The 12792-nt window shown below is 65.6% G+C and carries 13 protein-coding genes and 1 other RNA gene; 5 read left to right on the forward strand and 9 right to left on the reverse strand.

The window, feature by feature from the left end; translation table 11 throughout:
- Positions 1-61: 61 nt before the first annotated feature.
- Both ACT4OC_RS10975 and ACT4OC_RS10980 read right to left on the reverse strand, forming a co-directional pair.
- Positions 62-1318 carry an RNA polymerase sigma factor gene (locus ACT4OC_RS10975; RefSeq protein WP_444839009.1) on the reverse strand — a complete coding sequence of 419 codons (1257 nt, stop codon included), beginning with the start codon at positions 1316-1318 and terminating at the stop codon, positions 62-64.
- Positions 1319-1372: 54 nt separating this feature from the next.
- Positions 1373-1723: a YciI family protein gene (locus tag ACT4OC_RS10980; protein WP_444839010.1), complete on the reverse strand. Its 351-nt coding sequence runs from the start codon at positions 1721-1723 to the stop codon at positions 1373-1375.
- A gap of 149 nt (positions 1724-1872) precedes the next feature.
- On the opposite strand from ACT4OC_RS10980, the gene rnpB reads away from it, so the two are divergent.
- Positions 1873-2327, forward strand: an RNA gene (gene rnpB, locus ACT4OC_RS10985) — RNase P RNA component class A.
- A 54-nt stretch (positions 2328-2381) separates the two neighbouring features.
- Here rnpB and ACT4OC_RS10990 read toward each other — a convergent pair.
- The 3 genes from ACT4OC_RS10990 to ACT4OC_RS11000 all read right to left on the reverse strand — a co-directional run bounded on the left by ACT4OC_RS10990 (position 2382) and on the right by ACT4OC_RS11000 (position 4972).
- Positions 2382-3110, reverse strand: a complete 729-nt coding sequence (locus tag ACT4OC_RS10990) for an alpha/beta fold hydrolase (RefSeq protein ID WP_444839011.1) — start codon at positions 3108-3110, stop codon at positions 2382-2384.
- Between the two features lie 100 nt (positions 3111-3210).
- The gene (locus ACT4OC_RS10995; protein ID WP_444839012.1) at positions 3211-4176 is read right to left on the reverse strand and encodes a helix-turn-helix domain-containing protein; all 966 of its coding nucleotides are present in this window, start codon (positions 4174-4176) and stop codon (positions 3211-3213) included.
- Positions 4177-4255: 79 nt separating this feature from the next.
- Positions 4256-4972 carry an alpha/beta fold hydrolase gene (locus ACT4OC_RS11000; protein ID WP_444839013.1) on the reverse strand — a complete coding sequence of 239 codons (717 nt, stop codon included), beginning with the start codon at positions 4970-4972 and terminating at the stop codon, positions 4256-4258.
- A gap of 181 nt (positions 4973-5153) precedes the next feature.
- Here ACT4OC_RS11000 and ACT4OC_RS11005 point away from each other — a divergent pair, with 181 nt between their 5' ends.
- Complete coding sequence (locus tag ACT4OC_RS11005; protein ID WP_444839014.1) at positions 5154-5897, forward strand: sulfite exporter TauE/SafE family protein; 744 nt, start codon at positions 5154-5156, stop codon at positions 5895-5897.
- A 7-nt stretch (positions 5898-5904) separates the two neighbouring features.
- Positions 5905-6891, forward strand: coding sequence for a DMT family transporter (locus ACT4OC_RS11010; RefSeq protein ID WP_444839015.1), 987 nt, complete (start codon positions 5905-5907; stop codon positions 6889-6891).
- A 16-nt stretch (positions 6892-6907) separates the two neighbouring features.
- On the opposite strand, the gene ACT4OC_RS11015 is transcribed toward ACT4OC_RS11010, so the two are convergent.
- From ACT4OC_RS11015 to ACT4OC_RS11030, 4 genes are all read right to left on the reverse strand, one after another.
- Positions 6908-7162: a hypothetical protein gene (locus ACT4OC_RS11015; protein ID WP_444839016.1), complete on the reverse strand. Its 255-nt coding sequence runs from the start codon at positions 7160-7162 to the stop codon at positions 6908-6910.
- Between the two features lie 210 nt (positions 7163-7372).
- On the reverse strand, positions 7373-8749 hold the full coding sequence (locus tag ACT4OC_RS11020) for an MATE family efflux transporter (RefSeq protein ID WP_444839017.1): 1377 nt from the start codon (positions 8747-8749) through the stop codon (positions 7373-7375).
- A gap of 52 nt (positions 8750-8801) precedes the next feature.
- Entirely contained in the window at positions 8802-10598 is a 1797-nt protein-coding gene (locus tag ACT4OC_RS11025) for an ABC transporter ATP-binding protein (protein ID WP_444839018.1), read from the reverse strand.
- A gap of 349 nt (positions 10599-10947) precedes the next feature.
- A complete protein-coding gene (locus ACT4OC_RS11030; protein ID WP_444839019.1) occupies positions 10948-12081 on the reverse strand; it encodes a hypothetical protein in 1134 nt (377 codons plus the stop codon).
- Positions 12082-12192: 111 nt separating this feature from the next.
- Here ACT4OC_RS11030 and ACT4OC_RS11035 point away from each other — a divergent pair, with 111 nt between their 5' ends.
- Together ACT4OC_RS11035 and ACT4OC_RS11040 are read left to right on the forward strand one after the other, a co-directional pair.
- Entirely contained in the window at positions 12193-12630 is a 438-nt protein-coding gene (locus ACT4OC_RS11035; protein ID WP_444839020.1) for a hypothetical protein, read from the forward strand.
- Between the two features lie 12 nt (positions 12631-12642).
- Positions 12643-12792 (forward strand): DUF5989 family protein, encoded by a 150-nt coding sequence (locus ACT4OC_RS11040; RefSeq protein WP_212224791.1) that lies wholly within the window; start codon positions 12643-12645, stop codon positions 12790-12792.

Below are 12792 nucleotides of genomic sequence, written 5' to 3' on the forward strand. Positions count from 1 at the left end.
ATACCCCCTCAATAAAATGAGGAGCCTAAACCTCCGGATACGGCTGGCAAGCGAGGGACAATCAGCCTTTCGTCGCGGCCGACTGCGCAAGTTCAACCAGACGGCGTTCATAGAGCCGGCGCAGCGGTTCAAGTTGCGTCGCGGCCGATGCCGCGAGATACGCCTCGCGCGCCGCATCATGGCGGCCAAGCCGGCGCAAGAGATCGGCGCGCACCGCGGGCAAGAGCTCGTAGCCCTTCAAGGTGCCGCGCGCCTCCAGTGCATCGATCAGGTCGAGCGCGCGGCCCGGGCCGTCCACCAACGACACCGCGGCGGCATGGTTGAGCTCGATCACCGGCGACGGGCTGATGCGCAGCAGCACCTCGTAGAGACCGGCGATCTGCGGCCAGTCGGTGGCCTGGTAACTCGGCGCGCGGGCATGCAGCGCGGCGATCGCCGCCTGCACCGCATAGGAGTCGGGCCGACCCGGCATGCGCAGGGCTGCTTCGACCAGCGACAGGCCTTCGGCGATCTGCGCCTTGTCCCACAGCGCGCGGTCCTGCTCCTCCAGCAGCACGATGTCGCCACCCGCGGTTTCGCGTCCCGCGCGGCGGGCATCGTGCAGCAGCATAAGTGCGAGCAGGCCCTTGATCTCGCCGCGGCCGGGCATCAACCCGTCCAGCAGCCGCGCCAGCCTGATGGCCTCGCGTGCGAGGTCCGGGCGCATCAGATCTTCGCCTGCGGTCGCGACGTAGCCTTCGGTGAAGACGAGATAGATCACCGCGAGAACGCCGTGCAGCCGCGGGCCAAGCGCATCGCGCTCCGGCACTTCATAGGGGATGCCGGCGAGGCGGATCTTTTGCTTGGCGCGCAACAGCCGCTGCGCCATGGCATCTTCGCTTGTCAGGAACGCGCGCGCCACCTGCGCCGTGCTCAATCCGCATACCGTGCGCAAGGTCAATGCCACCTGCACCTCCGGCGCAAAGGACGGATGGCAGCAGGTGAAGATCAGCCGCAGCATGTCGTCGTCGAGCGCGGCGTTCGCGGCCTCGCAGGGCGCCGACGCATTGAGCTCGAGTTCATGCATCAATTGCTGCTGCTTTCCGCGAAACGCGACGTTGCGGCGGATGCGGTCAATCGCCTTGTTGCGGCCGACATTGACCAGCCACGCGCGCGCGTTGGACGGCACCCCGACATTCGGCCAGCGCTCCAGCGCCACCGCAAACGCCTCCTGCAGCACGTCTTCCGCCAGATCGAAATCGCCGACGAGGCGGATCAGCGTGGCCATCGCCCGGCCCGCCTCGTCGCGAAAGATTTTTTCGATTTCGGTGGGGGTCATAGGCACGTGCGTGACGTCATACTCCGGGCACCGAACGCAGGCCCGAAATGATCGTCACTTATAGATCATGATTGGTCTGACTTCGATCGAACCCTCTCTGGCGCCCGGAATGCGCGCGGCAAGGCCGAGCGCCATGTCGAGGTCCTTGGCCTCGACCAGATAATAGCCGCCCAGTTGTTCGCGCGTTTCCGCGAACGGACCATCCGTCGTGAGCATCTTGCCGTCGCGGACACGCACCGTGGTCGCAGTCGTCGACGGCTGCAGGGCATCGCCAGCCTTGAAATGGCCGCTTTGGATGATCGACTGGGTAAATTCGCCGTACTCCGCCGACATCTTCTGGCGCGCGGCAGGGTCCATCTTGGCCAGATCGGCTTCGCTTCGATAGATAAGCAGCAGATACTGCATGTGTCGTACTCCTCTGGATCGGCTGGATCGCCGACATCCAGTCGAACGGTCGGCGGCCAAAACGACATCTTCAGGATAGTTTATTTTAGCCGGTTCCAGCCCCGCCCGGCGGCTTGACGGCAGGCTTTTGAACCCCCATCACAGGGGTGTCAGTCGGCCGGACGGCCGCTCCGGCTACGGTCGAAAGGCTGCCGGAGAGGAAAGTCCGGGCTCCATCGACATGCGGTGCCGGATAACGTCCGGCGGGGGCAACCCCAGGGAAAGTGCCACAGAGAACGAACCGCTTCCCCCACCCTGCCCTCCCCCGCTTGCGGGGGAGGGATAAAGGGAGGGGGCGAGCAAGGGTGAAAAGGTGCGGTAAGAGCGCACCGCGCTTCCGGCAACGGAAGCGGCAGGGCAAACCCCACCGGGAGCAAAACCGAATAGGGACGGCAGCGCGGGCCGTTCGCGAAAGCGATAACGCCGCAGGGCTATGTCAGGCCCGCCGTCCGGGTAGGTTGCTCGAGGCCATGTGCAAACATGGTCCCAGAGGAATGGCCGTCGCGTATCGTCTGCGCAAGCGGGCGATGCCCTACAGAACCCGGCTTACAGGCTGGCTGATATGTTCAATGAGGGGCTCGGCGCAACACGCCGGGCCCCTCGCCATCTGCATGCCGGCTCAGTCCCGTCCCGCCTCTTCGATCGCCTGCGCGAGCCGCGCCGGGTTACTGAAGAACATCTCGTGGCTGCCGTCGCATTCGACCAGGCGAAACAGCCCGAGGCGCTCGGACAGGCGCGGATGCCACGGCAGGCCGTGCGGCAGCGCGATGTCCTGCCGGCAATTGACGTAGGATTTTCCAACCGGCAGCTCGGCCAGGGCCTGCTTCAGCGCGACCTTGTCGGTGAACGTCTTGTAGGGATGCAGGTTGAGCCTGGCGTAGGCGGCCTTGGCGAGATCGAGGTCGGCATCGTTGATGAAGGCATCGCGCCAGATTTCGAACGGCAGCATCACGGCATTGTTGTTGGCGGCGGCGACCGCATCGAACAGGCCGACATAGTGCGGCGGGACCATGTCGTTGAGGCACTGCCCGTCGAGCGGGACGAAGGCATTGACGTAGACGAGCCGCCGGATGCGGCCGGTCAGGCGGTCGGCGACACCGGAGATCACCATGCCGCCGTAGCTGTGGCCGACCAGCCGGATGTCGTGCAGATCGTTCTGCTCGATGTAATGGACGATCGATGCGATCGCCTGCTCGAGCCCGCTGCTGCTCCGATCGTCGTCCTTGCTGTTGCCGGCAACCGTCGGGCAATGCACGACGTGCCCCTTCTTGCGCAGGTGCCCGGCAACCCCTTCCATCTCGGCGCCGGTGTGCCATGCGCCGTGTACGAGCACATAAAGATCTGACATTTCTCCCCCCATTCGTTTCGGACATTGATAGGGGCGGCCGTCGCGCCGGATGGCCGGATTAGGCCACCGTCGTCGCCGAATTGCGCCAGGGGATTGTTGTTCAGCGCTGCCGCCTGAAGGCGGCCGGCGTCATGCCGAGATGCTTTCGGCATTGGCGGATGAAATGAGACGGATCGGAGAGGCCCACGCGCAGCCCGATGCCGCCGACGCCGACGTGGTCGAAGCGGGGCTCGCTCAGCATCCTGCGCGCGACGGCCATGCGGTACTCGTTGAGGATGCCGCTGAACGTCAGGCCCGCATTATTGAGCGAGCGGTGCAGCGTCCGCTCCGAAACGCGGAGCTGCTGCGCGACATCGGCGGCCGTCAGGCCCGGTTCGGCGTAGCGCAATCGGATGGCGCCGGCGATCCGGTCGAGCAGCTTTTCGGCATCGCGCCGCTCCGAGGGCGAAGCCGGGATCTCACTGCCATAGGCGAGCGCCAGCAGCGCGCCGAGCTGGTCGGTGAGGATCTGCGCCGGCAGCGGCCGGTCGACCGCGAGTTGCGGCGTCAGCTGGCAGGCGAACGTGCTGAGCGCCGCGCCCCAGCCTGCACGGCCATCGATCCGCCGCCCGATATGGGCATCGGGATCGGATATCCACGACTCCACCCAGGAGATCGGCACCTCCAGCGACAGCGTGTTGGACGTCAGCGGAAAGTTGAACTCATAGCAGCGCCGCGAGTCCAGCAGCATGAGGTCGAACGGCTGCAGGCGTGCCGAACGGCCGCTTTGCATAGCGGTCCATTCATTGTCGGTCTTGCAGAGAAGATAGTAGTAGTCGGTGGCGCTGCGTTTGAGGCTGGCTTGCCGGCGGTAGACATGCTGGGCCGAGCCTTGCACGCGGTTGATGCCGATCGCGTCGAGTTGACCGCGCTCGATGGAGCAGTCGAATCCGGACCGGACCGGTGTCGTGATATCCATTTCGAGAAAGCATTCGCAGACGGCGCCGATCCAGTAATCGAGGCGCCGCTCCGGTTCGACCAGGCCGGTCGACCATGTCTCGATGCCTGCCGTCGTCCTGGCCGCCATGCCCCCAAGCCCTCGCGATCACAGCCGCATCAGCTTGTTGGGGAGACGGGGGGCCTGTCAATCCCGCCTGCCCCGCCCGTCAGGCCGATATCTTCTCCAGCAGCGCCATCAGCGCTTCCGGCGCCGTGACGTTCGGCGAATGGCTTGCGTCGACCTCGAAATGGCGCCAGGCGGGATCGCTCTTCGTCATCTTCGAGAATTGGCCGAAGACGTTCAGCGGCGGAGTCCGCGTCGCATAGATATAGCTGCGCGGCAGCGTCAGCGGTCCTCTTTCGAGCTTGAGCTTCGTCTCGAAACATTTGAGCGGCGTGTGAACGCGGCGCTCGTTCAGCCATGCGACGTCCTCGGGCGAGGTGTCGGGTGGCGTCGGGTTCGGCGGCACGCGCCAGCCGTCGCCGGATCGTGCAAGATCGCGCATGCGGTTCTGCTCGGACTCGGGCAGGAAGTCGAGCAGCGATTGACCGTCCGCGGGCACGAAGGCGTCGATGTAGATCAGCTGTTTCACGTTGTCGCGCGCACGGTCGGCGACGCCGGTGGCGACCATGCCGCCATAGGAGTGGCCGACCAGCACGAAATCGCGGAGGTCCTCATACTTGATGACCTGCAGCATGTCGGTGATGTGGGTGTCGAGATCGATCGCCGGGTGCGCCAGATGCGCGCGCTCGCCGAGCCCGGTATAGGTCGGCGTCAGCAGGCGGTGGCCCGCCTCGTTCATCAGCGGATGCATCTTCCTCCAGGCCCATCCAGCCGACCAGGCGCCGTGGCAGACGAGGAATGTTTTTGGGGATGAACTCATCGGGCGCGTTTCCATGTTATTTCGTTTGGCGCCCGCGATAGTACCTGCCGCCCGCGTCGTGTAAACGATGCCTCACCACACACACCGTCATTCCGGGATGGTGCGCAGCACCAGACCTGGACTCTCGAGATTCCGCGTTCGCGCTTCGCGCGCCCCGGAATGACAAAAGGAAAGAAGAAGAGTGGACCTCGCCACCTATGCCGTCCTGCTGTTCGGCGCGCTGGCCGGCGGCTTCGTGTCGGGGCTGGCCGGGTTCGGCACCGCGCTGATGGCGCTCGGGATCTGGCTCTATGTGCTGTCGCCGGCCGTCGCCGTGCCGCTGGTGCTGATCTGCTCGGTCTCTTCGCAGCTCTCCACGTTGCCGTCGATGTGGCGCCTGATGGACTTCAGGCTCGCCTTGCCTTTCGTGCTCGGCGGCCTCGCCGGCATGCCGATCGGCGCGCTGCTGGTGGCGCGCGCCGATCCGGCCGTGTTCAAGCTGAGCGTGGGCACGATGCTGGTGGTGTTTCCGACCGCGCTCTATTTTGTCCGCACGCCGCTGGCGTTTCGCTTCGGCGGACGGGCGGCGGATGCCGCGGTCGGCTTTGCCGGCGGTATTCTCGGCGGGCTCGCCGGGCTGTCGGGCCCGCTGCCGACGCTGTGGGCGAGCATCCGCGGCTGGACCAAAGACCAGCGCCGCGGCGTGTTCCAGATCTTCAACGGCACGGTGCTCGGCGCCGCCCTCGCCCTTCAGATCGCCAGCGGCTTCGTCGCGCGCGAGGTGTTCTGGCTCGCCTTGCTGGCGCTGCCCGGCACGCTGTTCGGCGCACGGCTCGGCATGTGGACCTATCGCACTTTGAACGACCGGAATTTCTACGACATCGTGCTCGGGCTGTTGTTTCTCTCCGGCCTCGGCTTGCTGTGGAGCAGCATTGCACCGAGATGACGCGCGCATGGCGGCCATGTGCACCGAATGGGCCGGCTATGCGAATGCGGACGAAGCCGATAACCAGACATCCATGTCATCCACCACGCATGTCATGGCTTCGCACGACCGGCGCGAGCAGCTCGGCCTCCTGCTCGGCTTCGTCGGCATGGCGATCTTCGGCGGCACGCTGCCGGCGACGCGGCTGGCGGTGTCCGCGATCGATCCCCTTGCACTCACCGCGCTGCGTGCGGCCATCGCCGGCATCTGTTCGCTGGCGCTGCTGATCGCGCTGCGCCGGCCGCTGCCGCCGCGCGCGCTGTGGCCGCAGCTCGTCATTGCCATGATCTGCGTCGTCGTCCTGTTTCCGCTGTTCATGGCGTGGGGCATGCAGACGGTCGACGCCTCGCATGGCGGCGTAGTGCTCGGCGTGCTGCCGATCGCCACCGCGCTGGTGGCGGTTGCGATCACCCATGAGCGGCCGCGGCCGTTGTTCTGGATCGCCTCGCTCGCGGGCGCAGCGCTCGTCATTGCTTTTGCGCTGCGCCAGGGCGGCGGCGCGATGTCATCGGGCGATCTCCTGCTGTTCGCGGCGGTCGCGGTATCCGCCATCGGCTACGCCTTCTCGGGACGGCTCACATCCGGCATGCCGGGCTGGGAAGTAATCAGCTGGGTCCTTGTCATCGCGCTGCCGCTCTCGATTCCGGCGGCATGGCTCACCATGCCGGCCGACATCATGCGGCTGCCGACCGGGCCCCTGCTAGGCCTGCTCTATGTCGCGCTGTTCTCGCAATGGATCGGCTTCTTTGCCTGGAATGCCGGCATGGCGATGGGCGGCATCGCGCGGGTATCGCAGGTGCAGCTGCTGCAGCCCTTCGTCACCTTCGCGCTCGCGGCCTACTTCAACGACGAGAGCATCACATGGCAGATCGTGGCGTTCGCCGCCGCCGTGGTGGCGACGGTCGCGATCTCGACGCGGACCCGCGGGCGCGTGACGCCGGTGGTGGAGAGTTGAAGGTCAAGCGCGACTGTTATTGATGGCGGCGACGCGAATGGGTCACCGGTGCGCCGGATGACGGACGGGCCTGCGAGGCAAAGGCGGCGTTCGTGCCCTCGTATTGCTGCCCACGGATCGCACGGCCATATGGCGTGAGCTGCCCGCCATTGAGCACGTCGCGATCCGGGTTCTGTGCCGCAAACGCACTCGGCTCTGACCATTGCGCCTGGGCCAGGGTCGATGTCAGGCCGGCGGCCGCCATCATCGCGGTCGCGATGACAAGATTCATGCGAGTCATATCGTTCTCCATCGTCAACGTCGCGGGTCAACGTGGCGGGTCACCGGTCCGCGCAATCCAGCACTGCGTCCGCAGCAATTCGCCCCGAAGAGTCTTGCTTGCAAGAGCCATGTAGGCGGACCGTTCGAAATTGCCCGTCCGGCAGGATCACACTTGCGTGCGGTACGGTATCGACGCGAGCGCCGGGGCAGAAGGCGCTCGCTACTCAGCCGCCATCGGCTCCGGACTGACCTTCCGCTCCGGCGGCGCCAGCCGTTTCCTGAACTCGCGACGCAACAGCCACAAGGCAAGTGCAGCCTGCAGCGTGGTGGTCACGATCGACAGATACCAGACATGCTCGATCGCAAAGCCGGGCCGTGTCGATAGCCAGATCACCGGCACCGCATAGGTGAGCAGGCGGGTGCCCGAACTCAGCAGCACCGGCTTGGTGTTGCCAAGGCCCTGGAACATGCTGTGGCAGGTGAAGATCACCCCTTGTGCCACGAGGTTCAGCGACACGAACTGCAGGAACTGCATGGCGACCGCCATCGTTTCCCGATCTTTCGAGAAGCCAGCGAGCAACAGGCCGGGCCAGCACTGCGCCAGGATCATGAAGCCGATCATGACAGCGGTGGCGATCAACACCGCCTTGACGAAGGTATCTCGTACGCGTCGGGCATTGCCGGCGCCGAAATTCTGGCCAGCGATCGGTCCAGCTGCCAGCGCAACCGCCAGCGCCGGCATCTGGATCAGGCCCAGCACACGCGTGCCGATGCCGAACCCGGCCTGGGCCGCTGCGCCGAAATCGCGCAGCACATAATAGATCACGCCCATCCACGCGAAGATGATCGCAAACTCCCCGCCTGCCGGCAGGCCGACATTGAGGATGCGCTTCCATTGCCGCAGCTGTGGACGCCACTGCGCGGGTGTGAGGCGGACATAGCGCTCGAACCTGTGGAAATACCCAAACAGCATCAGCACGCCGATCAGGACGGCGATCGAGCTGGCCAGGCCCGCACCGGCAACGCCGAGCGCATGGCCCGTGCCCCAGCCCGCGATCAGGACAGGCGCCAGCGCGATGTTGAGGATCACGGCGAGCACCTGCACCAGCATGCTCGGCCGCACGATGCCAGTGGCCCGCAGCGCGGCCCCCATCACCTGCATCACGAATTGCAGCGCCAGCGCCGGCATGAACCACAATAGATATGTGGTGCCCGCTTCGACGGTGGCTTCGTCAGCGGCGACCGAACGCATGTAAAGCCGGGCCAGCGCGGCTCCCACGACCAGGGTCAACAGCCCGCACAGCACCGACAGCACGACCGACTGGTTGAAGACCAGGTTGGCGTCGGCGCGGTCCCTACGCCCGACGGCATGCGCCATCAGCGCGACCGTGCCGACGCCCAGCACCTGCATCAGTCCGTTGATCAGGAATCCGGCATTGCCCGCCGCAGCCACGCCCGCGACGGCGGCCTCGCCGAGCCCCGCGACGAAGTACAGGTCGACCAGCTGGCAGATCATGATGGTGATCATGCCGGCGACGATCGGTGGCGCCATGCTCAGGATGTGGCTCACAATAGAGCCGCGCGTCAGGTCTTTCATTGTCAAAATCCATTTTCGGCGCGTGGCTGTCCGGACAACCACGCGCCACAATTCACTCCGCAGCCGAGATGAACTCCGTGGCCTGCCGCTCGAACAGGCCGCGATAGATGCCGCCAACCCGCGCGGTCAGCGAAGCGTGCGTGCCCTGCTCGACGATCTCGCCGCGATCGAACACCAGGATGCGGTCGAGGCTGCGCACCGTCGACAGCCGGTGCGCGATCACGATCGAGGTGCGTCCCTTCATCAGCCGCTCCATCGCCTGCTGGATCAGCGCTTCCGATTCCGAATCGAGGCTGGAGGTCGCCTCGTCCAGGATCAGCACCGGCGCGTCCGCGAGAAAAGCGCGCGCCAGCGCCACGCGCTGCCGCTCACCGCCGGACAGCTTGACGCCGCGCTCGCCCACCAGTGTGCCGTAACCCTTCGGCAGCCGCAGGATGAAATCGTGCGCGTTCGCTAGCCGCGCCGCCTGCTCGATCGCCGCCATGCTGGCGCCCGGCCTTCCATAGGCGATGTTCTCGGCCAGCGAGCGGTGAAACAGGATCGGGTCCTGCTGCACGATCGCGATCTGGCTGCGCAGCGATTGCTGCGTCGCCAGCGCGATGTCCTGCCCGTCGATCAGAATGCGGCCGCCGGTGACGTCGTAGAGCCGCTGCACCAGCTTGACGAAAGTCGTCTTGCCGGAGCCGGAGCGCCCGACCAGGCCAACGCGCTCGCCGGCGCGGATGTCGACCGACAGACCGTCATACAGCGGCGCGCGATGACCGCCGTAAAGGAACGTGACGTCGTCGAACACGATGCGTCCGCCCTGGATGTCGATCGGTCGCGCATCATCAGCGTCGGCAATACCGATCGGCTCGTCATGGATCGCCACCAGCTCCTCCATGTCGTTTACCGAGCGCTGCAGATTGTTGATGTGCATGCCGACATCGCGCAGATACGCATGGATGATGTAGTAGCTGGTCAGGACATAGGTGACGTCGCCCGGCGAGGCGCGCCCCGCCATCCACAGCAGCACCGCGCCGCCGATCACGGACGCGCGGAAGCACAGCAACACGGTGAGCTGCGCCGTCGAGGTGTAGTTGTAGCGCAGCCAGGTCCGCCGGACCCGCGCGCGCCAGCGTGCGATGACGCCGTCGAGCCGTGCATCCTCGCGTGCTTCGGCGCCGAACGACTTCACCACCGCGTTGCAGGTCATGGCGTCGGCCAGCGTGCCGCCCACTTTGGTGTCCCACGCATTGGAGAGGCGTGCGGCCGGCGCGATGTAGCGGACCGAGAAGGCCAGCGTCATCGCGACGTAGACGATGGTGCCGACCAGGATCACGAGGCCGAGCTGCGGCCAGTGCAGGCCGAGCAGGATCATCGAGCCCACCAGCACCGTCAGCGACGGCGCCAGCGCCATCAAAATGGTGTCGTTGAGCAGGTCGAGGGCCCACATGCCGCGCGTGATCTTGCGCACGGTCGAGCCGGCAAAGGAATTGGCGTGCCAGTCGGTGGAGAACCGCTGCACGCGCATGAAGGCGTCACGCGCCACGTCCGACATGATCTGCAGCGTGAACGGCACGATCGCCTGCAGGCCGATCAGCCGCAGGACCATCGAGGCCAGGCCCAGCGCCACGATGGCGCCGAACGCGACGAAGGCTGCGTGCCGCGCCTCGGCATCCGCCGCGCCGCGGGTCAGCGCGTCGACGAGATGGCCGGAGAACACGGGCATGAAGAGGTCGGCGACGGTCGCGCCCAGCAGGCCGCCGGCAACAGTGGCCGCGCGATACGGCTGCTCCAGCCAGTGGCGGAACACGAAGGGCAGCACCACGCGTATAGCCGTGGGGCGGTCTTTTCTCTTGGCGGTCATGGCATCATCCGGCTGCGCTTGGCGCGCAAGCCGGCTCCAAATGCTTGACGCGGGGCGGCAACAGGCCGGACGCGCGCGTCGTTGAAATCGATAACTCGTTGGGAAGTCGGGAAGATCGGGACTTCAGGCCCGACCAATGTCGGCAGAAATGACGCCTGCTAGGCGTGGGTGCCCGACATGAGCGAACGCGGGCGGTCGATCTGCGAAATCAGCAAAATCATGCAAATCCCTCCCCGGTTCGAGTGCAACGAAGCGCTGCTTATAGATACATCATGGCAAAATTTCAACGCGCGAAGCGAGCCCGGCAGGGCGATTCGGCGAGCAGTGTTGCAGAAGCGCCCATGAGAAGTCAGCGCAGCCGTTTCTCGACCTCACGCGCCACCAGAGCGTTGCCTTCAGCGGAGAAGTGATCGTCGCCGACGATGTAGAGGCGCTCGTACCAGTTCCTGTCGGCCTCGGCTTCCGCGAACAGCACCGGGAACAGATTGATGAACGTCTTGCAGCGCTTTTCGCAGAACCCGCGCCACAGCGCGACCTGGCGGCTGTCGCGATCGCCCTGCGCGATCTGCTGCGCCCAGGGATAGACGACGATGCTGAGCGGGATGTTGCGCGCGGCAAGAAGGTCGGCGAGCTTGCCCATGTTCTGCAGCGATCGGGCGATGCCGCCCTCAGCGCCGAGCGGCCGGGTCTCTCCGCTGACGTCGAATCCTTGAATGCTCCAGCCGATGCGGCCACGATCGGTCGAGAGCGCCTGTTTGCGGTTGCCGAGCAGCGACTGGATCCAGCGCTTGAGCGAAATGCGCAGGCGGTTGGTGATGACGAAGCGGTCGATGAAGAACTCGGATTTCTTCGGGCGCGCATCCGGCTGCATCGACCCCTCCGATGCCGTGCAGTAGGCGCGATATTTGGGATCCTCGTCGATGCAGAAATAAGAGGCCGCCTCGTCCGTGACATCAGACGTATCGGAAAACACCATCACCTCGTCGAACTCCAGCCCGCTCTCGAGCAGATGCTTGACCTTCCGGTAATAGATGCTCGGCGAGTAGGAGGCGACGCCGGCGTCGAGGAACTCGACCTTGTCGCCGCGCGCTTCGCCCGCGCGCTGCAGCCGGCCGGCGAAGGAATCCTCGAAGCGCATGCCGATTCCTTCGGCAAAGGAATCGCCGATCAGGAGGATGCGGCGCGAGGCGGATTTCAACGGCACGTCCCGCGCCGATGCATCCTTGAAGCCGAGGCTGTTGGTGATCAGGGGATAGCGCACCTCGCCCCAGACGTCGTGCCCTTCGAATTTCGCGGCGAAGCCGTGGTCGTAGACGGGATTGGCGATGCGCGCCGCGCGCTGGGTTTCCTCTCCCCGCGTGAGACTGGACCAGGCGAAATCGAACAGCAGGAACAAAGCGAGGCAATAGGCGCCAATGGCGGTCCAAACCAGGGCCCGCGGCAGCCTGCCACTACGCGACCGGATCGCAACATCGTCGGACATTCAGGGAACCTGTCTCGAAACGGGTGCTTTTTCGGCTTTCCCGGGCAGCCTGCAAAGCATAAAAGGGCGGCGAATGAAACCTCCGGCGGCCCCCTCCCCGAACCTTCCGAGATGAACAAGCGCGCCCAGTCCAGCCATGAGGCCTTCGAGCGCGACGAGCAGGTCGTCGCCGGCTCCGACCGCTCGTTCGGGCTTGTCATGGCCGGCGCATTCGCGGTGGTGACCGCCCTGAACGCCTGGCATGCGGGGCGGATCTGGCCGTGGACGGCGGGCCTCGCCGCCGCCTTCCTGATCGCAGCGCTGCTGAAGCCGGCGGTGCTCAATCCGCTCAACCGCCTCTGGCTCAAATTCGGCCTGCTGCTGCACCGGATCGTCAACCCCGTCATCATGGCGCTCCTGTTCTACGGCACGGTGCTGCCGACAGGCCTCGTGATGCGCGCCATGGGCCGCGACCTGCTGCGGCTGAAGCGCGAGCCCGGCGCCGACAGCTACTGGATCGTGCGCACGCCGCCGGGGCCGTCGCCCGAAACGATGAAAGACCAATTCTAGAGAGACCGCGGAATGGATTTCCTGAAAGAACTTTGGCGTTTCATGCGCGTGCGCAAGAAATTCTGGCTGCTGCCGATTCTGATCATGATGGTGGTGTTCGGCGGCCTCGTCGTGCTGACCAAGGGCTCGGCGATCGCACCGTTCATCTACACCCTGTTCTGA

The organism is Bradyrhizobium sp., from assembly GCF_052389815.1.
Taxonomy (GTDB): Bacteria; Pseudomonadota; Alphaproteobacteria; order Rhizobiales; family Xanthobacteraceae; genus Bradyrhizobium.